Below are 25,188 nucleotides of genomic sequence, written 5' to 3'. Positions count from 1 at the left end.
GTTCTCGATCATTTCAGCAATCGCGGAAGCTGATCTGCCGCATTACCCGGGAACGTGGACGCCATGACCGAGAACACCGCACTCGCACCGTTCCGCATCGACATCCCGCAGGCCGACGTCGACGACCTCCGCGACCGGCTGGCGCGCACGCGCTGGCCGATCCCCGTGCCGGGCCGAGACGATCGCACCGACTTCAGCCGTGGCATCCCGCTGGTGTATTTGAAGGAACTCGCCGACTACTGGCGCGACGGGTTCGACTGGCGTGCGCAGGAGGCGAAACTCAACGAGTACGACCAGTGCACGACGGCCATCGACGGGCAGACCTTCCACGTCGTGCACGCGCGATCAGCGAATCCGGAAGCGACCCCGCTGATGCTGAACCACGGTTGGCCGGGCTCGTTCGTGGAGTACCAGCGACTCGTCCCGCTACTGACCGACGAGTTCCACGTGGTCATCCCTTCGCTGCCCGGCTTCGGGTTCTCCACCCCGCTGTCGGGAACCGGCTGGGAGTTGGCGCGGACGACGGAGGCCTACGCCGAGATCATGATGCGTCTCGGCTACGAACGGTTCGCGGCCCACGGCACCGATATCGGTTCGGGCATCACCGGGCGCCTCGCGGCGCTCTACCCGGAGCGCGTCATCGGCACACACATCGGCACCGACTCCCGGTGTCTCGGGTTCGTCGGCGACAAGTTCCCCTACCCCGACGATCTGTCCGATGACGAGATGGCCCAGTTCGCGGCCGCGCGCACCGAGGACGCGGCCGATCGCGGGTATCTCGAGATGCAGAACCACCGTCCCGACACGATCAGCGCGGCGCTCACCGACTCGCCGGTCGGTCAGCTCGCGTGGATCGCCGAGAAGTTCAAGACCAGGACCCGCGGCGACCACCGGACGCCGGACGAGACGGTCGACCGGGACCAACTCCTCACCAACATCAGCCTGTACTGGTTCACCCGCAGCGGCGCGTCGAGCGCGCAGTTCTACTACGAGGGCGAGCATTCCGGACTCGACTGGCTCGTGGCCTCCGACGTGCAGTCCGGATGGGCCGTGTTCGACACCCACCCGCTCGTGCGCCGCGCGATGGACCCGTGGAAGGCGATCGGCCACTGGAGCGAGTTCCCCGAGGGCGGTCACTTCCCCGCGATGGAGGAGGTGGAGCTGCTCGCGGACGACCTCCGCGTCTTCTTCCGCGGCGTTTCCTGACCCCGAGTCGGGGCCGACGGGCCGCGAAGACCCCCGACTACTCCGATTTCGTCGACGTGGCCGCCGCCTGCGGTTCGGTCACCGCGGGCTTCGGTTCGGCGGGCACGGCGGCGCGTCGGCGGCCGGGGGTCCAGAAGGCGATGAGCACCGCCGCGCCGATGGTCAGGAAGCCCAGGGTCGTCGCGGATTGGTGCAGGCCGTGGATGAACGCGGATTTGGCGAATTCGGCGAGTGGTTGGGCCGCCGAACCGGCGCGTTCGGCGACTTGCAGCGCGGCCGCGAGCGAGTCGCCGACCGGTTCCCGCGCGGCTTCGGGGAGGCTCGGCAGGGCGGGGGCGATGCGCTCGCTGTACCCTGCCGCGAGCACGCTGCCGCCGATCGCGATGCCGATCGCCGCTCCGACTTCGCGTGCGGCGTCGTTGACCGCCGCCGCGACACCGTGCTTCTCCACCGGTGTGCCCTCGATGATCGCGGCCGTGGCCGGTGCGGTGCACAGTCCGACGCCCGCGCTCATCAGCAGCAACGGGGTCAGCAGGTCGACGTAGGAACCGTCGACGTCGATGCGGGCGATCATCAGCAGCGCGCCACCGATCGCGAGCAGCCCGGCGAAGGTCGGGATGCGCAGGCCGACCCGCTGCGCCAGCCAGGGCGAGATCGCCGAGATCATCACCATGGGCACGATCATCGGCGCGAGCGCCACCGCCGAGATCAGCGGCCGGTATCCGAGGATCAGCTGGAAATACTGCACGAGCAGCATGAACATGCCGAAGGTGACCAGGAATTGCACCGTGACGATCGCGGTGCCGCTGCCGAAACCCCGGTCGGCGAAGAGTTTGATATCGATCAGCGGATGCGCGACCCGTTTCTCGACGACCACGAACGCGACGGCCGCGATGATGCCGATGACGGCCGCGACGAGCACCAGCGGGTCGAGCCAACCGCGAGCGGGCACCTCGATCGCGGCGATCACGAGCGCGCCGACCGCGAGGGCTCCGGTGATCGCGCCGAGCGGGTCCATCGCGGGCCTCGACTTGTCCACCGATTCCGCCACGGTGAACGCCGCGATGGACAGGACGACGCCCGCGACGGTCATGCCGACGAAAATCGAGAGCCAGGACCAGTATTCGATCAGGATGCCCGAGCCGAGGATACCGAGGATCGCGCCCGCGCCCGCGACGCCGGCCCACAGTCCGATCGCGCTGCCGCGCCGTTCCTCGGGGAATCCGGCGGTCAGCAGCGATAACGTCGATGGCATCACCAGCGCCGCGCCGACTCCGGCGACACCTCGGGCGGCGATCAGCCAGGTCGGGCTGTCGAGTACCAGCGGGATCGCCGAGGCCAGCGAGAAGATGATCAGGCCGACGATGAGGACCGCGCGCCTACCGTATCTGTCGCCCAACGCGCCCGCGGGCAGGACCAGGCAGGCCAGCGCGAGGGTGTAACCGTCGACGATCCAGGTGAGTTCGGCCTGGCTGGCCCCGGTCGCGGCCGCGATCTCGGGCAACGCTGTATACAGTGCCGCCATCGAGGCGATGACGAGAACCACCGCGAGACACGACAGTGTCAGCAGCCAGCGCTGGGCGGCGGACAGTCCGGCGCGTTCGGTGGATTCCATCGGACCTCCGCAACTATTGGTATCGCTACGCTACTATGAGTAGCATAAGTCGCTCGGTCCCCGGTAGACCGGGTGAGGTAGCCCACGATGTGAAGGAATACTGGGCGATATGAGCGGAACCGACGACGTCGACATCGACCCGCGCAAGGTGCGTTCGCGCGCCCGCCTGCTCGACGCCGCGACCGCCCTGCTGAAGGACGGCGGGCTGGAGGCGGTGACGGTCGAAGGCGTCACCAAGCTGTCGAAGGTCGCCAAGACCACGCTCTACCGGCATTTCGACAACGCGATGCAGTTGCGGGCCGCCACCATCGAACGCCTGCTGCCGCCCGTGCTGGAGACACCGGCCGAAGGTCCGCTGCGCGAACGCCTGATCACCCTGCTGGAACGTCAGGCCGATGCCATCCGTGACATGCCGTTGCAGGTGGGAACGCTCGCCTGGCTGGCGACCGGATCCGACCGTGTCGCCGAGAACGCGACCATCACCTCGCTCAGCCAGCGCCTCATCGATCAGTACCGGGTGCCGTTCGACCGGGTGCTCGACACCCAGGAGGCCCGCGCGCAACTCGGCGAATTCGACACCTTCTTCGTGCTCTCGCAGTTGGTGGGGCCGCTCGTGTTCGCCAAGCTGATCGGACTGCGCGCCTCGACACCGCAGGACTGCGCCCGCATCGTAGACGATTTCCTGGCCGCGCGCTCGGTCGCCCATCCGGTGTCCTGACCGTCCCCCGCGTATGCCGGGTCGGGAGGCGCTCGGCGGGCAGGTAGCATCCTGCATGCTCGGCGGGCGTCGAGGAAACCGGTGCGATTCCGGTGCGGTCGCGCCACTGTGAACAGCCAGACCCTCCCCGGCGAGCACCGAATATCCCGATGGGCGCGTCACCCGAGGAAGGTCACCCGTGATCCTGCTGCTGTCCACGTCCGACACCGATCTGCTGAGCGCGCGCGCCAGCGGCGCCGACTACCGCTGGGGTAACCCGGCGCGGCTGCTCGTGGACGATCTGCCCGCCCTGCTCGACGGCGCCGACCTGGTGATCGTGCGGATCCTCGGGGGCAGACGGGCCTGGGAAGAGGGCCTGGAGGCGGTACGCGCGAGCGGGGTTCCGATGGTGGCGCTCGGCGGCGAACTCGCGCCCGACGCCGAACTGATGGAATGCTCGACCGTTCCCGGCGGCGTCGCCGCCGACGCCCACAACTACCTGGCCGCGGGCGGTGCGGAGAATCTGCGCCAACTGCACGCCTTCCTGTCCGACACGGTGCTGCTCACCGGTCACGGCTTCGACCCGCCGGTGCAACTACCGAGCTGGGGCGAACTCGAGCGCTCGGCGCGCGAACTCGACGTCGAGGCGCCCACCGTCGCGGTGATCTACTACCGCGCGCAGCATCTCGCGGGTAATACCGGCTATATCGACGCGCTGTGCACCGCGATCGAGGACACGGGCGCCCGGCCGCTCCCGCTGTACTGCGCGTCGCTACGCACCGCCGAACCCGAACTGCTCGACACCCTGCGCCGGGCCGACGCGCTGGTCGTCACCGTGCTCGCCGCGGGCGGCTCCAAGCCCGCGACCGCTTCGGCGGGCGGCGACGACGAGGCCTGGGACGTGGCGGCGCTCGCCGAACTCGACGTGCCGATCCTGCAGGGTCTGTGCCTGACCAGCGGACGGGCCCAGTGGGAGGCCAACGACGACGGGCTCTCCCCGCTCGATGTCGCCACCCAGGTCGCGGTGCCGGAATTCGACGGCCGCATCATCACGGTGCCGTTCTCGTTCAAGGAGTTCGACGCCGACGGCCTGTCCACCTATATGCCCGACGCCGAGCGCGCGGCGCGGGTCGCGGGGATCGCCGTCCGCTACGCCCGGCTGCGTCATATTCCCGCCGCGGACAAGCGGATCGCGATCATGCTGTCGGCCTACCCGACCAAACACGCGCGCATCGGCAACGCGGTCGGGCTCGACACTCCGGCCAGCGCCATTCGTCTGCTCACCGAATTGCGTTCGGCCGGATACGATCTCGGCGCGCCGGGGGAGGTGCCCGGCCTCGAGGAACGCGACGGCGACACGCTGATCCACGCCCTCATCGCGGCCGGCGGCCAAGATCCTGACTGGCTCACCGCCGAACAGTTGGAGGGCAACCCGATCCGGATCGGCGCCGCCACCTACACCACCTGGTTCGACACGCTGCCGCAGGATCTGCGCGACGCCGTCGTCGAGGCGTGGGGTCCGCCGCCGGGCGAGCTGTATGTGGACCGCTCCGCCGACCCGAACGGCGAAATCGTCATCGCGGCACTGCGTTTCGGCAATATCGCGCTCATGGTGCAGCCGCCGCGCGGTTTCGGCGAGAATCCCGTCGCCATCTACCACGATCCGGATCTGCCGCCGAGTCACCACTACCTCGCCGCCTACCGCTGGCTGCGCGCCGACGAGGGTTTCGCCGCCGACGCCATGATCCACCTCGGCAAACACGGCAACCTGGAATGGCTGCCGGGCAAGACCCTCGGCATGTCCGCGTCCTGCGGCACCGACGCCGCGCTCGGCGATCTGCCGCTGATCTACCCGTTCCTCGTCAACGATCCAGGCGAGGGCACCCAGGCCAAGCGCCGGGCACACGCGACGCTGGTCGATCACCTGATCCCGCCGATGGCGCGCGCCGAGAGCTACGGCGACATCTCGCGTCTGGAGCAGCTGCTCGACGAGCACGCCAACATCTCGACCCTCGACCCGGCCAAACTGCCCGCCATCCGGCAGCAGATCTGGACGCTGATGCGCGCGGCCGAGATGGATCACGATCTCGGACTGGCCGAACGCCCGGACGAGGATTCCTTCGACGATATGCTCCTGCACGTCGACGGCTGGCTGTGCGAGATCAAGGACGTGCAGATCAGGGACGGTCTGCATATTCTCGGTCAGGCGCCCGTGGGCGAGATGGAACTCGACCTGGTGCTGGCGATGCTGCGCGCGCGCCAATTGTGGGGCGGCGAGCGCAATGTGCCCGGCCTGCGCGAGGCACTGGGCCTCGACGAATCCGGCACCGAGACCCGCAATCGCGTCGACGTGGTCGAGCGCAAGGCCCGCGAACTGGTCGAGGCGTTGCAGGCCACCGATTGGTCGGTGGACGCGGTGGACGGCATCGTCGCCGAATTCGCGCCCGCCATCGTGGAATCCGCACCGGGCGAGCAGGATTCGACGCAGCGTCTCGACGCGGTGCGCACCGTGCTGCGCTTCGCCGCCGCCGAGGTCGCTCCGCGCCTGCGCCAGACCGGCATCGAGATCGAGCGGGTGCTGCACGCGCTCGACGGTGGCTTCATTCCCGCCGGTCCGAGCGGTTCGCCGCTGCGCGGACTGATCAATGTCCTGCCCACCGGTCGTAACTTCTACTCGGTCGACCCGAAGGCCGTCCCGTCGCGGCTGGCCTGGGAAACCGGTCAGGCCATGGCCGAATCGCTGCTGGAGCGATATCGCGCCGACCACGGCGAGTACCCGCGCTCGGTCGGCCTGTCGGTATGGGGCACCTCGGCGATGCGCACCTCGGGCGACGATATCGCCGAAGTGCTCGCGCTGCTCGGTGTCCGGCCGGTCTGGGACGAGGCCAGCCGTCGCGTGACCACCCTCGAGGTGATCTCGCTCGAGGAACTCGGACGCCCACGCGTCGACGTCACGGTACGAATCAGCGGATTCTTCCGCGACGCCTTCCCGCACGTCCTGGCGCTGCTCGACGACGCGGTACGCCTGGTCGCCGATCTCGACGAACCGACCGAATCGAATTACGTGCGCGCGCACAGTGAATCGGATCTGGCCCAGCACGGCGACCGGCGTCGCGCCACGACCAGGATCTTCGGGTCAAAGCCCGGCACCTACGGCGCGGGACTGCTCCAGCTGATCGACTCCAAGAGCTGGCGCACCGACGACGATCTGGCGCAGGTGTACACCGCGTGGGGCGGCTTCGCCTACGGCCGCGACCTGGACGGCGCGCCCGCCGCCGAGGACATGCGCACCGCCTACCGGCGAATCGCGGTGGCGGCCAAGAACACCGACACCCGCGAGCACGATATCGCCGACTCCGACGACTACTTCCAGTACCACGGCGGCATGGTCGCCACCGTGCGCGCGCTGACCGGCAAGAATCCGGAAGCCTACATCGGTGACAGCACCCGCCCGGACGCGGTGCGGACCCGGACCCTGTCCGAGGAGACCGCGCGGGTGTTCCGCGCCAGGGTGGTCAATCCGCGCTGGCTCGAGGCGATGCGCAGGCACGGGTACAAGGGCGCGTTCGAAATGGCCGCCACCGTCGACTACCTCTTCGGCTACGACGCCACCACCGATGTGGTCGCCGACTGGATGTACGAGAAGCTCAGCGAGAGCTACGTTTTCGACGACGCGAATCGCAAATTCATGGAGCAGTCGAATCCGTGGGCACTGCACGGTATCGCCGAGCGGTTGCTCGAGGCGGCCGAGCGCGGCATGTGGTCGGCTCCCGAACAGGAGACGCTCGACCGTCTGCGTCGGGTGTACCTGGAGACCGAGGGCGAACTCGAGTAGTGCCGTTCGGGCGGCGGGCGAGGTCCGCCGCCCGAACGGTGGGCTCCGATACCTCTCGTGGCCGTGTTCACCGCTGCCGGAGCGCATTCCGCGCCGCCGTTGATCATTACGTGATCGAATAGCGACACGTCGGTTTGCCACGTAAGGCACAACGTATGTGGTCGACAGCCCGTGATGGGCGAAGATTTTACTGGAGTACATGATCGCAAGACCCGAAAAATCGGGCCGATCAGACGTTCCGCCAACCTGATTCGAATTCTACGATTCGCGCCCGCGATTGATGTCGAACGCGCATCATTATTGGTGTCCCAAGTCCGTTTCTCGGGGAACATCAATCGATTCGGCTGGATTGGAATACACATGAAGATCAGAAAATTGGTAGCGGCAACGGTTTTGACGGTCGCCGCCACCGGCGTCACCGCGGCCACCGCGTACGGTTCGCCCTCGGTCGCCGCCCCGGTGCTCGCGGGCAACGACCGCGGCGTCGAATACACGGCCGCGGTGGCTCCCGATCGCTCCGCGGCCACCGTGACCTTGGCCTCGGGCCGGTTCGTGGTGACCCCGGATGCCGGGATCGTCGTGGTCGCGCCGGACGGCGCGGTGGTGGCCACGGTACCGACCACCCTGCACGCGGTCGCGGGCCAGCAGGTGGAGGTGGCGCCCGAAGTCGACGCCACCGCAACGACATTGACACTCACCCCGGTCGGCGGAGTCCCGGCGCAGGCGGATTTCATCGGTGACGCGGGAACGACGGTCGCGGGGGCGTTGATCGGATGCGTGATCGGCGCGTTGATCGGATTCTTGTTCTTCGTCGCCGGATTCCTGCCCGGCTGCCTCATCGGCGGTCTCATCGGCGGCGTGATCGGCGCCAACCAGTAACCGTGCCGGAGTAAGGCATTCGGAAAGATCGAATATTCCCCGGTCGCCCTCGCTAGATAATTGCCGAGGGCGGCCGGGTAATTCACGTGCCCGAATTGTTTTCCCGGATACACCATTCCCGGCGGCGAGGGATTCGCCCGGTGCGCGGTCGGATCAGGGGAGCACGGATTCTGCCGGACTGCCGTGCGGTCGGTCCCGTTGACGCAGCCGTGCGTGCAGACCGTCGAGTACGCAGCACAGTCCGAAATCGAACGCCATCGCGCGAGCGGCGGCGGGGGTGATGTTCGTCGTGGTCCGGAATTCCTCGATCATCTCGGGGTAGTCGGCGGCGAGTTCGACCACGCTGTCGATCATCGTGTCACGATCGGGTTCGGTGTCGCCGAAAGCTTTGGTCCAGGCCAGTTCCGGGATGACCTGGCCGAGGACGAAGGAGATCACCGAGCCGCTGGCCAGGTAGATGTCGGTGCCGGTGAATCCGGCCTCGATGAACGCGCGGCGCAGTCGATCGGTGAGTCGCAGGGCATTCGGGCCGATGCTGGGTAGTTGGCCGACCAGGGACGCGGCCCACGGGTGCGCCCGCAGGGTCTCGCGGAAACTGTAGGCGAAGGTGGTGATCACCTCGCGCCACGGCGCCTGTCCGGGTTCGGCGCTGTCGAGCATGCCCCACACCTCGTCGAGGACCAATTCCAGCAGTTCGTCCTTGTTGGTGACATACCAGTACAGGCTCGTCGCGCCCGCGTCGAGTCTGGAACCCAGTTTGCGCATGCTCAGCGCGGCCAATCCCTCGGCGTCGAGAATCTCGAGTGCGGCGGTGACGATCTGGTCGCGGGTCAGGCCCGACGCCTTGGGGCGACGGGTTTCGCGGGTCCATACCGAGGAGAACTGCTTGGTCACACCCGTGATTCTATATTCACTCGCACATCGTTCGAGTTTGCCGTACGGTGTGCGAGTGGAATCGAACACTGTGCGAGACCCCCGTCGTTGGTGGATCCTCGGAGTTCTCTGTCTTTCGCTACTGGTGCTGATGATCGACGGCACCGTGCTCAACCTCGCGATCCCGTCCCTCATCCGGGAACTGGGCGCGACACCGGCCGATATCCAGTGGATCCTCGACGCCTACGTCCTGGTCTTCGCGGGACTGCTCCTCACCTCGGGCATCCTCTCCGACCGGTTCGGCAGGCGCCGGATGCTGATCATCGGCCTAGCCGTGTTCGGCGCGGCGTCGCTGGCCGCGGTCCTCGCCACCGAACCCTGGCAGCTCGTCGGCGCGCGCGCCGCGATGGGAGTCGGCGGCGCGCTGCTGATGCCGTCGACGCTGTCCATCCTCATGACGACATTCCAGGAGGACGAACGGCGCACCGCCATGGCCGCCTGGGCCACGGTGTCGGTCGTCGGCATCGTCGCGGGTCCGACGCTCGGCGGCACATTGCTCGAACATTTCTGGTGGGGTTCGGTCTTCCTGCTGAACATCCCGGTGGCGGTCGCGGCGATCGTCGCCGCTCTGGTGCTCATGCCCGAAACCGTGGGTGATCAGCGCCCGGTCGATCCGGTCGGTGTGCTGCTGTCCATCGTCGCCCTGGGGGCGGCGATCTACGTCGTCATCGAGCGTGAGCTCAATATCGGCATGATCGCCCTCGCGGTGGCCGCCGCGGTTGGTTTCGTGGTGTGGGAGGCGCGGTCGGACCATCCGATGTTGCCGCTCGGCGTGTTCCGCAACAGGGATTTCACCGGCACGGCGCTGACCCTGCTGCTCATGGTGTTCGGCATGGGCGCGCTCATGCTGATGCTGACGCAGTACCTACAGTTCGTCCTCGGCTACGGCCCGATGAAAGCCGGTCTGGCGTTGCTGCCGTACGCGGTGGCGGCCGCCGTCTGCAACGGACTGGGCGCCACCCTGGGCAAAGCGGTGAGCAACAAGACCCTGATCGTGTCGGGCCTGCTCGTCATGTCGGCGGCCTTCGTGATCCTCGCCATCGGCCAGGGATATCTGTGGGTGCTGGTCAGCATGCTCGTCATGGGTATGGGCGGTGGTCTTGCCGGTCCGGCCGCCTACGCCGCCATCATGAACGCCATCCCGCTCGAACACGCGGGCGTCGGCTCGGCGATGAACGACACACTGCAACAGGTCGGTATGGCGATCAGCATCGCTGTTCTCGGCAGCGTGCTGGCGGGTGTCTTCACCTCGCGCATGCCGGACGACGCCCCCGAGGCGGCGCGTGAATCCATCGGCGCCGCTTTCGAACTCGGGTACACCGAACCCGCCAAGGAAGCGTTCACCGCGGCCATGGCGGCGGGTGCGTGGATCAGCGCGGGCTTCAGCGCCGCGGCGGCTCTGCTCGGGTTGATACTGCTGCGCTCGCGACCGCCCGTCGCCGCCACCGAGGGCGAGGAACCGGAACAGGCGAAGGTGGCCTAGAGCCCCCGGGGATCACGTGTTGTCGTGGCGTCCGTACCGCGGCTGTCGTGGCGCTCGCTCGTCGACGGCGCGCGGTCGTGCGGTTTCCGATTCGGCGCGCGCCGACGAATTCGACGGTCTGCTCGGCCAGTACTGGTTGGTGGGAACGCCGCCGGTGCCTTGCGTCTCGGATCGATCCTCCCACCAGTTGATGCGGTCGGCCGGAAGGGAATCCGAGCGTCTGGGCGGTGCGAGGCCGACGCCCGTGGCGGGTCCGCTCGCGTCCGTGGGAGTGCGCCTGACGGGGGTGCGTTCGATGGAGGTCAGACCGACACTGATGAGCAGGAGCATGGTCACGATGCTGATCCCCGCGATCAACGGGCCGAGCAATTGCAGTGCTTCCGCTCCGGAGGGTGTGCCGTGGTGCGCACCCGCGTGGGCGTGCATGGAGGCCATACCGGTGTAGTGCATTCCGGAAACCGCGACACCCATGATCAATGCCGCGCCGATGGTGGCGAACGCGCCGTCGATATGCAGGGTGAACCACAGCGCCGCCGTGGCCGCGACGACCGCGATCAATACGGACAATCCGACCAATCCGGCGTTGTAGGTCACGGCCGCATCGGATTTCATCGCGTACATACCCGTGTAATGCATGCCCGCGACGCCGAGTCCGGTGATGGTGCCGCCCGCGAGTAGTCCGGGCAGCGTCGGCTCCGATTTCACCACCAGCATCAATCCGATCCACACCACCACGATGGCGGTGACGGCGCTGAACAGCGTGATAGGCACGTTATAGCGGATCTGCGCGTCCTCGATCGAGAAGCCGAGCATCGCGATGAAATGCATCACCCAGATACCGGTGCCGCCGATCGCCAAGGCGGACAGGCCGAGCCACGACGTCCGGCTCTCCTGCCGTGCGCGTGCCGCGCACTGCAATCCGAGTAGACAGCCGATGAACGACATGATGTAGGACAGCAGTGGCGTCAACCAGCCGTGACTGAAGTGGTAAATGTCTAGCACCTTGAAAACCCCACTGCCGACGGTACTGCCGAGATCACGAAATGATGTAGCGGAACAGACGATACGGCAGGTGGCAGGTTGGCCCTAGGTTGAAAATTATGGCGTTGATCACGTTTTGGTTTAACGGAAGGTCTTCCGGGAAATGGGGTACTCCCGCCCGGTAGTTACGTCCGAGCTATTTATCGGCAATATTGTCGGAGCTCGAGATCGGTGACCGGACCACCGCGTGGCCGGAACGCGTCGAGGGTGACGTTTCGGTGTGCCGGAAAAGATGACCTCCCGGTTCTCGCGTCTCATATGCGACACGTGTCGGAACAATAGTGCGGTCCAGCGGAATCCGATGTCGCAACCGCCGTTGTGCGTGTCCGGGCCTCCCGGTTCGATGTGGCCGTATCCGGATCGTGAACTGTGTGCGGTCGGCTCGATATCCTTTACCGCATATACGTTTACGACCCGGATGATTTCGACAACACTACATACCGGGTGTACTCGGATGCCGGAGTATCCGCCGACAGGCGGGGCTCGACCGGATATGTGGCGGCGTGCGACCCGCGTCGGAAATACTGTCTGCGGGGTTGCTGATATCGCTGTCGCACTGCTGAATCGGTGAATTCGACGGCATATGTGGAACATGCACATGTCGGATAACGCGGGGTCGTCACGTACAAGCGTGGAATTCCGGTCGTGCGGCCGACGACGCCGCCACCGCGCGCCTCGGCGGTAGCCCACGGCAGCACCCCTCGTCGGCGCCGCGACTACCGGTGATCTCGCGGTGGCGGTTCGGCCATGGAATCGGAACCGCCCGTGGCCGTATCGATTCCGTGATCGGAGCGGCGGAGCCGGTGTCCTCGCCGACGCCGCCGCATCACGCTAGAGCGCGTGATTCGCCACGAAGACCGCGCCCGGGGCGAGTTCGTCGCGGACCGTGCACAGGCGGGCCCAGTCCTCACCGTCGTACATGCGGCCCGAATCCGCGCGGTTCTCGGTGAAGGTCGGAATCAGATTCGGCAGCGACCAACTCGACATCGCACGAACGACGGAGAACGCCGCCGCCCTGCCCGCCACGGCGGCCTGCGGCGTCGGAGCCACAGCGACACAGAGCAATCCGTAGACGCCGGGGATGTGGGACAGCGCGCCGCCCGTGTCGGACGGGCGTCCGATGGCGCCGCCGAGGTGACGCAACTCGGTGAACATCAGACCGGGGGCGGTGCCGGGGCCGATATGGGCGAGCAGCGCGGAGATCGCGGCGTCGTCGAGATCGCCGAGGACGCTGTGGTCACCGACGGTCGGCGTCGGTGCGGGCGGGTCCATGTGGACGAGAAGCAGGGCGGCCGAGGGGATTCGGGCGAAGGTGTCCATTTCCGGGCGCAGCGCCCGCAGCGGTTCGACGATCGTCGCGGCGGTGTCGTCGTCGGCCAGGATCGCGCCGTCGACGACGACGATGTCGCGGCCGGACAGGAACGGCGGCAGTTCGGGCAGCGGCGGGAAGCTCATGACCCGCAGCGATGTGGTCACCGATTCGGGGGCGGTCCTGCTCCAGCGCACCCAGGCCGGAATCACGTCGGCGGCGCGCTCGCGATCCCACAGCAGCATTCCGGCGAAAACGTCGGCGTAGGGTAGCAATTCGAGTTCGATCGACACCACGACGCCGAGGTTGCCGCCACCGCCGCGCACCGCCCAGAACAGATCGGGGTTCTCCCGAGCGTCGGCGTGGACGAGGGCGCCGTCGTGCCGCACCACATCCACCGAGCGCACCGCGTTCGCGGCGAGGCCGTGTTCGCGGCCGTAGAACGACAGCCCGCCGCCGAGGAGGTATCCCGCCACCGCGACATCGGGCGCGCTGCCGTGCGACGCGGTCAGTCCGTGTGGAGCGGCGGCGGCGATCACCTCCTGCCACAGGGTGCCGCCGACCACCGTGGCGGTCCGCGCGACCGGATCGATCGTGACCCCGGTCAGCTCCGACAGGCGCAGCAGCACGACGTCGTCGAGCGCGCGTTCGGCGAGCGGTCCCGCGCCGTGACCGGTGCTCTGCGGGGCGACCCGCAGACCCGCCGAGGTGGCGGCGCGCACCACCGCGGCCACCTCGGCGACGCTGCGGGGGATCGCGACCGCGGCGGGGCGCTGGTCGACCGCCACGTTCCACGGGGTCCGCGCGGCGTCGTAACCGTCGTCGCCGGGCAGGTGCAGTTCGCAGTGGTCGCGCAGGGTCTCCAGGGCGGGGGAGGCGGTGAGGTCGAAAGAAGTCATGGCGACAACATTCGGCCCGCGCCGACCGCCACGCCATCCCGCGAAGCCGGGGAATCGCGGCCCGTCGGATCTGGTGGTCGGCGGTACCCAGACTTCTGGGATGGTGGGAATCCGCTCGCGGGCGCACACTGATCGTCATGGCTCGAGGACTGACCGCGGCACGCGTGCGACAGGATATGGATATCGTCGCGCGCGCCGGACTCGACCTCGACACCTTCCTCGAGGAAGCCGTCGCCTCGGTATCGCGCGCGGTGCCGTGGGTGAGCGCGTGCATCGCGACCCAGGACCCGGTCACCCATATGCTGACCAGCGCCAGGAAATACGGTGACCTGCGCGATCGCAACAGTCACGACCACGAATTCGGGTTGATCGAATACGGCACCGTCGAACCGACCGCGTTCACCGAACTCGCGCGCGCCGAGGTGCCCGCCGCGGGCGTGCACCTCATGACCAACGGTGACGTCGAGCGTTCCGGGCGGATGAGCACCTTCATGAAACCGCATTTCGGATTCGCCGACGAGGCCCGTCTGGCCTTCCGCGACGGCCACGAGACCTGGGGCGCGATGGCGCTGTTCCGCGGTGCGGGCGACGCGCCGTTCGACGCCGCCGAAATCGATTTCCTCGCCTCCCTCGCGGCGCCGTTCGCGCACGGGGTCCGCACCGGCATGCTGGCCCGCCTGGTCGAGGTCGCCCCGCCCGCCTCGATCACCGGCCCCGCCGTGCTGATCGTCGGCTCCGACGATCAGATCGTGCAGATGAGTCTCGGCGCCGAGCAGCGCCTCGCCGAACTCGACTGGGGGGTGGGCGGTGGCGATCCGCTCGGTCCCGTCGGTGCCCTGGTCGGCGCGGCCAGGCGATTCGGGCGCGGAGAGACGGCCGTCCCGCCGCGCTGCCGGATGCGCACCACCGGCGGTATGTGGCTGGTACTGCACGCGGGCCCGCTCACCGCACGCGGCGGCAGGCAGGGCGACGTGGTGATCACCATCGAGGAAGCACGTCCGCCGGAGATCGTCGCGATCGTCGTCGCCGCCTACGGGCTCTCACCACGGGAACGCGACGTCGTCCAACTGGTGCTCCAGGGCATCGACACCAAGGAGATCGCGGCCACCCTGCACCTGTCCACCTACACCGTCCAGGACCACCTGAAATCGGTTTTCGACAAGGCGAACGTCCGCTCCCGACGCGAACTGATCTCCCGCGTCTACTTCGACCAGTACGTCCCGCGCATGGGCGCGGAACTCACCCCGACCGGCTGGTTCGTCGCCCGCGAGCCGGAATCCGGCCGGGTCGGCGCCTGACCCGCGCCTCACCGGAGTCGATCCGCGGTGAGGGGTGCGATTCCGTTCGGGTCAGCAGAGACTCTTCTGCAGTGTCTCGCAGATGGCGCGCTTCTCGGATTCGGCGTGGGGGTGGACCAGTAGGCCCTCGATGGTGAACACGCACAGCCGTACGGCCGCGTCCAGTTCGGTGGGTGTGAGGCCGGGGCGGTGGATCTCGGCGCGCAGCATCGCCTCGCCCGTGGTGTGGAAACGGTGGTGCCAGGCGTCGATGGATTCGGACACGGTGGTGCGGGCGTGCACGGTGCTGACCAGTTTGCTCACGGTCGACAGTCGGTCGATCAGCCACAGCATGCGACCCGCGAGGCCGGTGGGGGCGTTCGGCCAATCCAGGAGGGCTTCCTCGACGAGGGTGTCGAGTACCGCGATCAGTACATCGTCCTTGTCGGTGAAGTACCAGTACACGGTGTTGGCCGCGACCCCGGCCTCGGCGGCGAGACGGCTCATGCTCGTGGCGTCGTAGCCCGCGTCGACGTAGAGGCGTCGCGCGGCGGTGACGATCTCGTCGCGCTTCTCCTGTCGGTCCCTGGGGCGTTTGTTGGCCGGCATGGGTTCCTGTCGCTCGTCGGCAAGGCCACGATCCTATCTTGAACGGCAATCAAGGATCGGCTACGCTCGCGAAGTTCTTGATTGCCATTCAAGAAACCCGGCCGTGTACCCGCGCGACCGTCGGGTTTCGCCCGCCGAGCCGAGGAATCGAATGCCCACCAGAACCGCCCTCGTCACCGGGGCCTCCGCCGGCATCGGCGCGAGTTTCGCCCGTCACCTCGCGAGTCAGGGCTACGACCTGCTGCTCGTCGCCCGCCGCGCGGAGCGGTTGGAAGCCCTCGCCGCGGAACTGCGCGCCGAATACGACGTGCGCTGCGCGGTTTTCGCGGCCGATCTGAGCGACCCCGCCGCGCCCGCCGCCATCACCGAACATGCCGCGGCCGAGGGCATCGACATCGACATCCTCGTCAACAACGCCGGACTGTCCGGGAAGACCGCATTCGCCGAGACACCGTGGGGCACGCTCGCCGCCGAGATCCAGCTGATGGTGACCGCGGTGACCGAGTTGTCGCACCGCGTCGTTCCCGGCATGAAGGAGCGCGGGTGGGGCCGGATCGTCAATCTCTCGTCGCTGGCCGCGTTCTCCCCGCCCGGCGCGAGCCTGCTCTACACGGGCGTCAAGAGCTACGTCCTCAATATCTCGCAGTCCCTCGACATGGAGCTGAAACCGCACGGCATCCACGTCACCGCCCTGTGTCCCGGCTTCACCCACAGCGAGTTCCACGATGTGATGGGTACCCGCGACGAGGCGAACAACCTCCCCGGCCTGCTGTGGCAGCAGCCCGACGACGTGGTGTGCGAAGGCTGGCAGGCCGTCATGAACGGCAAGCCGGTCTGCGTGCCCGGCACCGTCAACAAGGTCGTGGCCGCGGCGATGCGCCCGATCCCGACCCGTGTCGGCTACTACCTCGGTGGCAGGCTGAATCCCTTCAAGGACGCGTGAATTCGCCGGGCGTCGTCACGACGCGGACGCTGATCTCGGCCCCGTCGCCGACGGTTCCGGTGAAACCGTCGGTCACCGCGTTCACCAGCGTCGTCGAGGTGGCGAGAGTTTCGGTGGCGATGAAGGTTTCGTGAGATTTCACCGTCGCCAGGATGTCGTCGGATCCGGCGACGGTGAGCTCGATCCGGTCCGCGATCGCCAATCCCGCGTCGCGGCGGGCGTTCTGGACCACCCGAACGACATCGCGGGCGACACCTTCGGCCGCGAGTTCGGCGGTGATCCCGATATCGAGGGCGATGGTGGCGCCGCGCTGGGTTTCGACCACCCAGCCGGTGCGTGGCAGTTCCGAGACGATGACCTCGTCGGGTCCGAGAGTGACGGTGGCGCCGTCGAATTCGATCGTCGCCGCCCCGGTCTCGCGTAATCGCTCGACACACGCGCGGCGTCGGCGGCGTGCAGCGCATCGGCGACGGCCTGCGTCTTCTTGCCGAAACGCTTCCCGAGCGCGCGGAAGTTCGCCTTGACGCCGATATCGATCACGGTCGCCGCCGACCGCAGCGTCTCCAGACGTTTGACATTCAATTCGTCGGCGACATCGTCGAGCAGATCCTGCCCGAGCGTGACACCGGGCGGCAATCCGACGAACGCCCGCGCCAGCGGTTGACGAACCCGGACCTTGCTCACCTTGCGCGCGGCGCGACCGGCCTCGGCCAACGCCTGTGCCGTCGCGACCTCGTCGGACAGGGCGCGGTCGATCAGTGCCGCGTCGGACACCGGCCAGTCCGACAGGTGCACCGATTCGGCACTCGCCCCGCCCCGGCGCAGCACGTCCTGCCACACCTGTTCGGTGAGGAACGGGATGAACGGCGCGAGCAGACGGGTGAGCACATCGAGGCATTCGAACAGGGTCGACAGCGCGTCCTGGTCGCCGTCCCAGAATCGGTGGCGCGACCGGCGCACGTACCAATTCGACAGCGCGTCGACGAATTCGGCGAGCAGCCTGCCCGCACCCGTCGTGTCGTAGTTCTCCAGCCGCGTGTCCACCGCGTCGGCCAGCGTGTGGAGTTCGCCGATGATCCACCGGTCGAGCACGGGGCGCCGCGCGGGCGGGTGCGCCGCGGACGGATTCCATTCGGCGTTGCTCGCGTACAGCGCGAAGAACGACGCGGTGTTCCAGTAGGTCATCAGCAGGCGTCGTGAGATCTCGTCCAGTGGGCCGGGACCCACCCGGCGAGCCGACCACGGCGACCCCGAACATGCCATGAACCAGCGCAGCGCGTCGGCGCTGTGCGTGTCCATGAGCGGGATCGGCGCGAGGACATTGCCGAGATGTTTGCTCATCTTGCGGCCGTCCTCGGCGAGGATATGCCCGAGGCAGACCACGTTCTCGTACGACGAGCGATCGAAGACCAGGGTGCCGACCGCCATCAAGGTGTAGAACCAGCCGCGGGTCTGGTCGATGGCCTCGCAGATGTACTGCGCCGGGTAGTCGCGTTCGAAGGCCTCGACGCTGCCCTCCACGTGCGGATAACCGAGCGCGGCGAACGGCATCGAACCCGAGTCGTACCAGGCGTCGACGACTTCCGGCACCCGTGTCGCGGTGGTGCCGCAGTCCGGGCAGCCGAAGGTGACGGCGTCGATATGGGGCCGGTGCGGATCGATGTCCGACACGTCGACACCCGCGAGCTCACCGAGTTCTGCGCGCGAGCCGACGGCGGTGACGTGGTCGTTCTCGCAGCGCCACAACGGAAGTGGTGTTCCCCAGTACCGGCTGCGCGATACCGCCCAATCGATATTGTTGTCGAGCCAATTGCCGAATCGGCCGTGTTTGATGGTCTCGGGGAACCAGTTCGTCCGCTCGTTCTCCCGGTGCAGTTCCGCGCGGACCGCCGTCGTGCGGATGTACCAGGACGGCTGCGCGTAGTACATCAGTCGCGTGTGGCATCGCCAGCAGTGCGGGTAGCTGTGCTCGAAATCGGTGCGACGGAACAATAATCCGCGTCGGTCGAGTTCCTCGGTCAACACCGGGTCGGCGTCGTGGAAGAACATGCCGCCGATCAGCGGGACGTCGGGGGCGAAGCGGCCGTCGGATTCGATCGGATTGACCAGGGGCAGTCCGTTGGCCTGACAGACCGCGAGGTCGTCGGCGCCGAACGCCGGAGCCTGATGGACCAGGCCGGTGCCGTCGGCGGTGGTGACGTAGTCGGCCGTGACGATGCGGTGCGCGTCCGGGATGTCGACCAGGTCGAAGGCCCGTCGATACCGCAGACCGGCGAGGTCGGCGCCGAGCACGGTCGCCGCGCGTTCGGCGTCCGGACCGAGCACCGCCTCGACCAGCGGTTCGGCGACCAGGAAAGTCCCCGCGCCGGTGCGCGCGACGACATAGGTCACCGTGGGATTGACCGCGACCGCCGTATTGGCGGGCAGGGTCCACGGTGTGGTGGTCCAGATCAGCAGATCGACGCCGTCGATCCCCGCGACCGGTTCCGACACGGGCAGCCGGACGTACACCGACGCGTCGGTGACCGTCTCGTAGCCCTGGGCGAGTTCGTGATCCGACAGCGTCGTCCCGCAGCGCGGGCAGTAGGGCGCGACCCGGAAATCCTCGGTCAGCAGACCGCGGTCGAAGATTCGCGCGAGCGACCACCACACGCTGTCGATGTATTCCGGCGACATGGTCGTGTACGGATGGTCGAGGTCGATCCAGTACCCCATGCGCTCGGTGAGCCGCTCGAACTCCCCGACGTGGCGCATGACGGATTCGCGGCAGCGGGCGTTGAATTCGGCCACCCCGAATTCCTCGATCGCGGGTTTACCCTCCAGCCCGAGTTCCTTCTCCACCGCGAGCTCGACCGGCAGGCCGTGGCAGTCCCAACCCGCCTGGCGTGCCACCGAATACCCCTTCATGGTCTTGAAGCGGGGGAAGACGTCCTTGAACACGCGCGCCTCGACGTGATGGACACCCGGCGAGCCGTTGGCGGTGGGCGGCCCCTCGTAGAATCCCCACCTCGGACCCGTCGCGGTGCGTTCGAGACTGCGGGCGAAGATGTCGCGCTCGCGCCACCATTCGATAATCGTCGACTCGGTCGCGGGGAGGTCGATTCGCGCCGCGAGGGCGACGAAGGGTGACGTGGGTCGATCGTCATGGACCATATTCCGACTGCTCCCGTTTGTTCCGTGCTCGCACAGGTAGGTGAACTCGCCCGTGCGGGGACGAAACACCCGATCGACGAGGATCGGGAGCCCGCGGTACCACCCCGCTTGCACACGAAAATCCGCGTGCCGCTCATTGGTCGCTGTGACGTGCGACGGACGTCCGGTTCTACTGGGAGACTCCACGGAGTCCCTGTTCTTCCGGAGGCTTCCCGGTGATGGCCGGATCAACGCCGTTGTTTCGAAGTTGGCAGGTCGGCGCGCAACACCGAAAACGCGGCGAGGCGTTCGCGCGGTTCGGTGGGGCGATCACTGCGCGTCGACGTGGCTCGCGACCGGGCGCCGCTGCCTCAGGCGGATTCGGCGAGGCCGACCGAACGCCAGGTGTCGGCCAGTTCCTGGAGGGGGATGTCGAGGGCCTGGCTCAGGGCGACGACGGTGCCGAAGGCCGGGGAGGGGAGTCGGCCGGTTTCGATCTTGCGCAGGGTTTCGGGGGAGATTCCCGCCTCGGCGGCGACGTCGGAGAGTTCGCGGTCGGCGCGGGCCGCGCGCAACCGTCCGCCGAGGCGGCGGCCTGCCTCGATCTGGGCGGGGGTGAGCGGGAGTCGGACCATGCGACCAGGGTACGAGTGGTATTAAAATACCGCAAGCCGCTACGCTGGTATTAAAATACCGACTGGAGGTCGTGATGGTGGAGTTGAAGTCGCCCGCGGAAATCGATCGCATGGGGGTGACCGGGCGGTTCGTCGCGGGTGTGCTGGCCGAGGTGCGGGCGCTCGCGCGGGTCGGGGTGAACCTGCTCGAGCTGGAAGCGCATGTGCGCGAACGTATCCGGGAGGCCGGTGCGCAATCCTGCTACTGGGACTACGCGCCCTCGTTCGGGCGCGGACCGTTCCGCAACACGGTCTGCCTCTCGGTGAACGACGCCGTGCTGCACGGACTTCCGTTCGACTATCGGTTGCGCGACGGTGACGTGCTCGGTATCGACCTCGCCGTCGGCATCGACGGATGGGTGGCCGATTCGGCCACCACGGTCATCGTCGGCACGGCGGATCCGGAAGATCTGCGACTGGTCCGCGCGACCGAGGAGGCGCTGGCCGCCGCCATCGAGGCCGCCCTGCCCGGTAATCGGATCGGCGACATCTCCGCCGCCATCGCGGGAGTCGCCCGCTCCCACGGCTACCCGGTGAACACCGAATTCGGCGGCCACGGTCTCGGACGGACCATGCACGAGGACCCGCACATCCCCAACGCGGGCAGGCCGGGCCGCGGCTACACGCTGCGGCCCGGCCTGACCATCGCCATCGAACCCTGGTTCGCGCGCACCACCGACCGGATCTACACCGACCCCGACGGCTGGACCATCCGGTCCGCCGACGGTTCCCGCACCGCCCATTCCGAACATACGGTCGCGATCACCGCCGACGGCCCGCGAGTGCTCACCGCCTCGGGTTAGTCGTCACCGTCGAGCCAGTGCTCCAGATCGGTGCCCGCGCGTAGTTCTTCGGCGACGGCGTCGCGGTCCTCGGCGGATAATTCCAGCGCGCGGATATCGGCGCGGAATTTCTCGGCGCGCCCCGGTTCGTCCGTGGCCACCGCCAATTCGGCGAGCATTGCCATGGCGCGGGCGCGTTCGAGTGGGGTCGCGACCGTGGCGAACCGGCCGAGTCCGACCTCGAGCACGCGCGCGGCGGCTTTGTCGTCGTTCTTGAAATCGCGCAGGATCCGGGCATTGTCGAGAACGCGCGCGAGATCCTCCAGTTCGGCCGAACCTCCGTATTCGACATCCTCGGGTTCGTCGCGCTGGATGAATATGAGGGTGTTGCCGTCGGGGTCGACGACGCTGAATCGACTCTGGCCGGGACGGAATCGGGTGATGCGCGGACGCCCTTTGGCGGGAATCTTGCCGAAGTGGGCACGCAGGGCGGTGCTGAATTCGCGGTGCGCGTCGGCCACGTTGTCGACCATCACCAGACAGCCGACATGTTCGATGATTGCTTCCGCTGTCTCGGGCGCCGCCGTGAAGTGGATCGGGCAGCCGTTGCGTTCGAAGGCGAGATAGACGTAGGGGCGGGTCTGCTCGTAGGTCACGGTGTAGCCGAGTGTTCGGTAGAAATCCAGGGTCGCGGCCGGTGCTGCGGTCCACAGCACGGGAACCGGGGTGTCGCCCATCGGGAAGTTCCTCCACGTCGTCGAAGCTAGTCAAATTTGACTACCCCAGCCTAGGGCGCGTTTCGGGGAAGTCAAGCTCGAGTAGCATGTGCGGTCGACGACGAAGGAAGGAAGGTCGACATGTCCTCGGTGCGACTGCTCGTGCTCGGGGTGATCCGCGGGCAGGGGCGCGCCCACGGGTACGCCGTGCGCGCCGAACTGCTGTCGTGGCGCGCGGACACGTGGACCAATGTGAAACCGGGCTCGATCTATCACGCCCTGAAACAGCTCGGCGCGGAAGGAAAATTGAGTGCCTCCGATACCGAGAGCAGCGAGAAGGGACCGGGACGAACCCTGTTCACGCTGACCGAGGCCGGGGAAGCGGAATTCCGCGCGCTGATGGACGCGGCGCTGGTGAGCGTCGACATGGAGGAGTTGGGCGCCGCCATCGCCTTCATGGACGCGCTGCCCCGCGCGCACGTCATCGAGAAATTACGCGAGCAGCGCCGCAACAGCGACACGGTGCGCGCCGAACTTCTCGCGATGATTCCCGATTTCCCCGGCCGCTACGAAGCGCCGCACGCCACCGATCTACTCGAATTGTGGAGTGGTGTCTTCGCGAATCTCTCGGCGTGGACCGGCGGCATTCTCGCGCGGCTGGAGGCGGGCGAATACCACATGCGGGAACGGGCATACCCGGATCCGGAAGATTAGGCTGCGGGCATGACCAACACCCTCGGTCCCGTCGGCGACGCGGACTACGTTCTCCTGACGACGTTCCGAAAGGACGGCACGCCCGTCGGGACACCGATCTGGGCGGTGGCCGACGGCGACAAACTGTTCGTCTGGACCGTCACCGACAGCTGGAAGGTGAAACGGCTGCGCAAGAATCCCGCCGTCACCGTGCAGCCCTGCGACGTGCGCGGCAAGCCGCGCGGCGAGGTGGTCGAAGGCACCGGCCGGATCCTGGACGCCGAAGGCACCGCGCGGGTGCGCAAACTGCTGATGCGCAAGTACTTCATCCTCGGCCCGTTGACCATCATCGGAAGCAATCTGCGTCGCGGGAAATCCGGGACCGTCGGGATCGAGATCACGCCGACGCCCCCACCTGCGCCGTAACCATACGGTGATACGCAATCCGCAAGTCCGGTAGGGCGATTCGGGGGAGTGCGGGGCGAAGGACCCACCCACTCGGTTATCCTTGCGCGCGCACCGGGGTAGTTCACTGGCAGACCTCATTTTTCGGCCCTGCCCCGGGGGGAGGGAACGTGATGACGGTACCGACGCGACAGCCGAATACCTCTCGCCCTTACCCGATCGCCGATCACTCGGCGTCGGGGCAGGCACCCCGGTCCACCGCGAACGGCTGGGTGCCGGTGATCATCGCCGGCGTCGTCGCCGCTTTCGTCATCGCGATCGCGGGGGTGATCAGCGGTCTGATCGTGGTCGGCATCCGGGAGTCGTCGATGCCCGACACCGCGCCGAAACCGGCGGTGTCCGCGCCCCAGGCCAGCGTTCCGGTGATACCGCCCGCCGCGGCGGTGCCGTCGACGATCGCGGCGCGCACCAGCGTCGCGAGCGCGCCGGAGAATCTGGATCCGCTGGTCGTCCAGCGCGGCGTGGTGCAGGTGCTCGGCGAGTCCTACGGGCAGGAAGACGTCCGCGAGGTGAAATGCCCCGCCGGTCAGCCGGTGGAGGTCGGCACGGTCTTCGACTGCACGGCCAGGGTGGACGGGATCAAGAAGAGCGTGACGATCACCGTCACCGATCTCGACGGCACCTACGAGGTCAGCCGCCCGCACTAGGACAGGGCGCGCCGTTCGATCAGGTCGCCTGACTCACCGACGACATGTGGAAGTCGGGAATACGCAACGGCGGCATGGCGGTTCGGGTGAACCAGTCCTTCCACTCGCGCGGCAGCGTCGTCTCCGTCGCGCCCGCCTCGGTCGCGCGCCGCAGCAGATCCAGCGGGCTCTCGTTGAAGCGGAAGTTGTTCACCGCGCCGACCACCTCGCCGTTCTCGATCAGATAGACACCGTCACGGGTGAGCCCGGTGAGCAACAGGGTCGCCGGATCGACGACGCGGATGTACCAGAGCGTGGTCAGCAGCAGACCGCGTTCGGTGCGCGCGATCATCTCGTCCAGGGTGGCCCCGGAGCCGCCGATCAACAGCAGATTGTCGCCGGGGACCGTCGCGGGAGCGTCGTATTCGGCGGCGGTGGCGCGCGGATAGATCAGCGATTCGATCACGCCGTCGCGCAACCAGTCGACCCGTCGCGCGGACAACCCGTTGTCGAAGACCGACATCGCCTCCGAGGACGCGCGGGTCGCGACGAACGGCTGGTACTTGAGTCCACTCGCCTCCGGATCGGAGTACAGGGTCAGCGGAATCTCGCTGAGTCGCTCGCCGACCCTGGTGCCGCCCGCGCGCGCGAACGCCGAATGTCCTTCGTGCGCGCCTCGGCCCTCCATAGACCAGGACATATAGATCATCATGTCCGCGACGGTCGACGGCGGCATCAGCGTCTCGTAGCGCCCGGCGGGCAGTTCGATCCTGGTGCCCGCCCAATCCAGCCTGCGTGACAGGTCGGCGAGCATCGCGGCGATATCGACATCGGTGAAGTCGGTGGTTCCGACCCCGACCCAGGCGCTGGCCAGATCCGTGCCCTCGCCGCGCTTCCCGTTGATCTCCACCGACCCCGTCGGCTGGGTGAAACGGCGGCGGACCCCGGTCGACGTGCCGAGCCAGGTGGTGACGACCCGGTGTTCGGCGTACCCGTAGAGACGGTCCGTGCCGTCGAATCCGACCGCGAGATCGCGCGCGAGTTCGGTGAACACCTCGATGTCGGTGTGCGCGGGCGGAGCGGACCAGTCCTCGGCGTCGGCTCGCGGTTCCAGCAGCGGCATGGCGTCTTTCGCGGGTTCGGCGCTGCTCGCCGCCGCCTCGCTGGCCCGCACCGCCGCCTCGATCTCGTCCGGATCGACGCTGGTGGAGCTGATGCTGCCGACGCGCGCGGTCTGCGGTCCCTCTCGGAAGACGGAGACGACCGCCCAGTCCCGCGCGGTCGTGGAACCGTTGGTCGTCATCGAATTACCGGCCCAGCGCAGCGTCGCCTCGGACGCGTCGGAGACGATGACCATCACCTCGTCGGCCTTCG

Annotated in this window: 20 protein-coding genes and 1 pseudogene; 11 read left to right on the top strand and 10 right to left on the bottom strand. The window is 67.7% G+C overall.

The window, feature by feature from the left end:
• Nucleotides 1-63 precede the first annotated feature (63 nt).
• Complete coding sequence (locus OG225_RS20420) at nt 64-1,206, top strand: epoxide hydrolase family protein (RefSeq protein ID WP_405183124.1); 1,143 nt, start codon at nt 64-66, stop codon at nt 1,204-1,206.
• A gap of 37 nt (nt 1,207-1,243) precedes the next feature.
• Here the strand turns inward: OG225_RS20420 and OG225_RS20415 are convergent, their stop codons facing one another.
• The gene (locus OG225_RS20415; protein ID WP_405183123.1) at nt 1,244-2,821 is read right to left on the bottom strand and encodes an MFS transporter; all 1,578 of its coding nucleotides are present in this window, start codon (nt 2,819-2,821) and stop codon (nt 1,244-1,246) included.
• A gap of 109 nt (nt 2,822-2,930) precedes the next feature.
• Here OG225_RS20415 and OG225_RS20410 point away from each other — a divergent pair, with 109 nt between their 5' ends.
• From OG225_RS20410 to OG225_RS20400, 3 genes are all read left to right on the top strand, one after another.
• A complete protein-coding gene (locus OG225_RS20410; RefSeq protein WP_405183122.1) occupies nt 2,931-3,539 on the top strand; it encodes a TetR/AcrR family transcriptional regulator in 609 nt (202 codons plus the stop codon).
• A gap of 178 nt (nt 3,540-3,717) precedes the next feature.
• Entirely contained in the window at nt 3,718-7,353 is a 3,636-nt protein-coding gene (gene cobN / locus OG225_RS20405) for a cobaltochelatase subunit CobN (protein WP_405183121.1), read from the top strand.
• Nucleotides 7,354-7,713: 360 nt separating this feature from the next.
• Entirely contained in the window at nt 7,714-8,232 is a 519-nt protein-coding gene (locus OG225_RS20400) for a hypothetical protein (RefSeq protein ID WP_405183120.1), read from the top strand.
• A 153-nt stretch (nt 8,233-8,385) separates the two neighbouring features.
• On the opposite strand, the gene OG225_RS20395 is transcribed toward OG225_RS20400, so the two are convergent.
• Entirely contained in the window at nt 8,386-9,126 is a 741-nt protein-coding gene (locus tag OG225_RS20395) for a TetR/AcrR family transcriptional regulator (protein WP_405183119.1), read from the bottom strand.
• 55 nt (nt 9,127-9,181) lie between these two features.
• On the opposite strand from OG225_RS20395, the gene OG225_RS20390 reads away from it, so the two are divergent.
• Complete coding sequence (locus OG225_RS20390) at nt 9,182-10,648, top strand: MFS transporter (protein ID WP_405183118.1); 1,467 nt, start codon at nt 9,182-9,184, stop codon at nt 10,646-10,648.
• A gap of 12 nt (nt 10,649-10,660) precedes the next feature.
• Here OG225_RS20390 and OG225_RS20385 read toward each other — a convergent pair whose 3' ends face one another.
• On the bottom strand, nt 10,661-11,650 hold the full coding sequence (locus OG225_RS20385; RefSeq protein ID WP_405183117.1) for an MHYT domain-containing protein: 990 nt from the start codon (nt 11,648-11,650) through the stop codon (nt 10,661-10,663).
• Nucleotides 11,651-12,520: 870 nt separating this feature from the next.
• Nucleotides 12,521-13,897 (bottom strand): FAD-binding oxidoreductase, encoded by a 1,377-nt coding sequence (locus OG225_RS20380; protein ID WP_405183116.1) that lies wholly within the window; start codon nt 13,895-13,897, stop codon nt 12,521-12,523.
• Nucleotides 13,898-14,034: 137 nt separating this feature from the next.
• Between OG225_RS20380 and OG225_RS20375 the strand changes: the two genes are divergently transcribed.
• Nucleotides 14,035-15,195: a response regulator transcription factor gene (locus OG225_RS20375; RefSeq protein WP_405183115.1), complete on the top strand. Its 1,161-nt coding sequence runs from the start codon at nt 14,035-14,037 to the stop codon at nt 15,193-15,195.
• Nucleotides 15,196-15,246: 51 nt separating this feature from the next.
• On the opposite strand, the gene OG225_RS20370 is transcribed toward OG225_RS20375, so the two are convergent.
• Entirely contained in the window at nt 15,247-15,783 is a 537-nt protein-coding gene (locus OG225_RS20370) for a TetR/AcrR family transcriptional regulator (RefSeq protein ID WP_216910193.1), read from the bottom strand.
• Between the two features lie 151 nt (nt 15,784-15,934).
• Between OG225_RS20370 and OG225_RS20365 the strand changes: the two genes are divergently transcribed.
• Nucleotides 15,935-16,726 (top strand): SDR family NAD(P)-dependent oxidoreductase, encoded by a 792-nt coding sequence (locus OG225_RS20365; RefSeq protein ID WP_405183114.1) that lies wholly within the window; start codon nt 15,935-15,937, stop codon nt 16,724-16,726.
• Here OG225_RS20365 and OG225_RS20360 read toward each other — a convergent pair.
• From OG225_RS20360 to OG225_RS20350, 3 genes and pseudogenes are all read right to left on the bottom strand, one after another.
• Nucleotides 16,713-17,126 carry a DUF5915 domain-containing protein gene (locus OG225_RS20360; protein WP_405183309.1) on the bottom strand — a complete coding sequence of 138 codons (414 nt, stop codon included), beginning with the start codon at nt 17,124-17,126 and terminating at the stop codon, nt 16,713-16,715. The two genes, OG225_RS20365 and OG225_RS20360, sit on opposite strands and share 14 nt — an antisense overlap.
• A gap of 98 nt (nt 17,127-17,224) precedes the next feature.
• Nucleotides 17,225-19,879 (bottom strand): annotated as a pseudogene (gene ileS / locus OG225_RS20355) (isoleucine--tRNA ligase); the annotation flags it as partial.
• A gap of 350 nt (nt 19,880-20,229) precedes the next feature.
• Nucleotides 20,230-20,493: a helix-turn-helix transcriptional regulator gene (locus OG225_RS20350; protein ID WP_405183113.1), complete on the bottom strand. Its 264-nt coding sequence runs from the start codon at nt 20,491-20,493 to the stop codon at nt 20,230-20,232.
• A gap of 74 nt (nt 20,494-20,567) precedes the next feature.
• Between OG225_RS20350 and map the strand changes: the two genes are divergently transcribed.
• Nucleotides 20,568-21,335 carry a type I methionyl aminopeptidase gene (map, locus tag OG225_RS20345; RefSeq protein WP_405183112.1) on the top strand — a complete coding sequence of 256 codons (768 nt, stop codon included), beginning with the start codon at nt 20,568-20,570 and terminating at the stop codon, nt 21,333-21,335.
• On the opposite strand, the gene OG225_RS20340 is transcribed toward map, so the two are convergent.
• Nucleotides 21,332-22,051, bottom strand: a complete 720-nt coding sequence (locus tag OG225_RS20340; RefSeq protein ID WP_405183111.1) for a VOC family protein — start codon at nt 22,049-22,051, stop codon at nt 21,332-21,334. The two genes, map and OG225_RS20340, sit on opposite strands and share 4 nt — an antisense overlap.
• Nucleotides 22,052-22,171: 120 nt before the next feature.
• On the opposite strand from OG225_RS20340, the gene OG225_RS20335 reads away from it, so the two are divergent.
• The 3 genes from OG225_RS20335 to OG225_RS20325 all read left to right on the top strand — a co-directional run bounded on the left by OG225_RS20335 (nt 22,172) and on the right by OG225_RS20325 (nt 23,835).
• Entirely contained in the window at nt 22,172-22,744 is a 573-nt protein-coding gene (locus OG225_RS20335; protein ID WP_405183110.1) for a PadR family transcriptional regulator, read from the top strand.
• A 9-nt stretch (nt 22,745-22,753) separates the two neighbouring features.
• Nucleotides 22,754-23,149 (top strand): PPOX class F420-dependent oxidoreductase, encoded by a 396-nt coding sequence (locus OG225_RS20330; protein ID WP_216910178.1) that lies wholly within the window; start codon nt 22,754-22,756, stop codon nt 23,147-23,149.
• Nucleotides 23,150-23,301: 152 nt separating this feature from the next.
• Complete coding sequence (locus tag OG225_RS20325; RefSeq protein WP_405183109.1) at nt 23,302-23,835, top strand: DUF4333 domain-containing protein; 534 nt, start codon at nt 23,302-23,304, stop codon at nt 23,833-23,835.
• A 19-nt stretch (nt 23,836-23,854) separates the two neighbouring features.
• Here the strand turns inward: OG225_RS20325 and OG225_RS20320 are convergent, their stop codons facing one another.
• Entirely contained in the window at nt 23,855-25,171 is a 1,317-nt protein-coding gene (locus OG225_RS20320; protein WP_405183308.1) for a metallopeptidase TldD-related protein, read from the bottom strand.
• Between the last annotated feature and the right edge of the window lie 17 nt (nt 25,172-25,188).

Source organism: Nocardia sp. NBC_01377, from assembly GCF_045040005.1.
Lineage (GTDB): Bacteria > Actinomycetota > Actinomycetes > Mycobacteriales > Mycobacteriaceae > Nocardia > Nocardia noduli.
Note: the sequence above shows the minus strand (reverse complement) of the source record. Positions and strands in the feature narration are given on the sequence as shown.

Coding starts and splice junctions, on each gene's coding strand:
- OG225_RS20420 (WP_405183124.1), top strand. CDS start 64: ATGACCGAGAACACCGCACTCGCACCGTTCCGCATCGACATCCCGCAG.
- OG225_RS20415 (WP_405183123.1), bottom strand. CDS start 2,821: ATGGAATCCACCGAACGCGCCGGACTGTCCGCCGCCCAGCGCTGGCTG.
- OG225_RS20410 (WP_405183122.1), top strand. CDS start 2,931: ATGAGCGGAACCGACGACGTCGACATCGACCCGCGCAAGGTGCGTTCG.
- OG225_RS20400 (WP_405183120.1), top strand. CDS start 7,714: ATGAAGATCAGAAAATTGGTAGCGGCAACGGTTTTGACGGTCGCCGCC.
- OG225_RS20380 (WP_405183116.1), bottom strand. CDS start 13,897: ATGACTTCTTTCGACCTCACCGCCTCCCCCGCCCTGGAGACCCTGCGC.
- OG225_RS20375 (WP_405183115.1), top strand. CDS start 14,035: ATGGCTCGAGGACTGACCGCGGCACGCGTGCGACAGGATATGGATATC.
- OG225_RS20370 (WP_216910193.1), bottom strand. CDS start 15,783: ATGCCGGCCAACAAACGCCCCAGGGACCGACAGGAGAAGCGCGACGAG.
- OG225_RS20365 (WP_405183114.1), top strand. CDS start 15,935: ATGCCCACCAGAACCGCCCTCGTCACCGGGGCCTCCGCCGGCATCGGC.
- OG225_RS20350 (WP_405183113.1), bottom strand. CDS start 20,493: ATGGTCCGACTCCCGCTCACCCCCGCCCAGATCGAGGCAGGCCGCCGC.
- map (WP_405183112.1), top strand. CDS start 20,568: ATGGTGGAGTTGAAGTCGCCCGCGGAAATCGATCGCATGGGGGTGACC.
- OG225_RS20340 (WP_405183111.1), bottom strand. CDS start 22,051: ATGGGCGACACCCCGGTTCCCGTGCTGTGGACCGCAGCACCGGCCGCG.
- OG225_RS20335 (WP_405183110.1), top strand. CDS start 22,172: ATGTCCTCGGTGCGACTGCTCGTGCTCGGGGTGATCCGCGGGCAGGGG.
- OG225_RS20330 (WP_216910178.1), top strand. CDS start 22,754: ATGACCAACACCCTCGGTCCCGTCGGCGACGCGGACTACGTTCTCCTG.
- OG225_RS20325 (WP_405183109.1), top strand. CDS start 23,302: ATGACGGTACCGACGCGACAGCCGAATACCTCTCGCCCTTACCCGATC.
- OG225_RS20320 (WP_405183308.1), bottom strand. CDS start 25,171: ATGGTCATCGTCTCCGACGCGTCCGAGGCGACGCTGCGCTGGGCCGGT.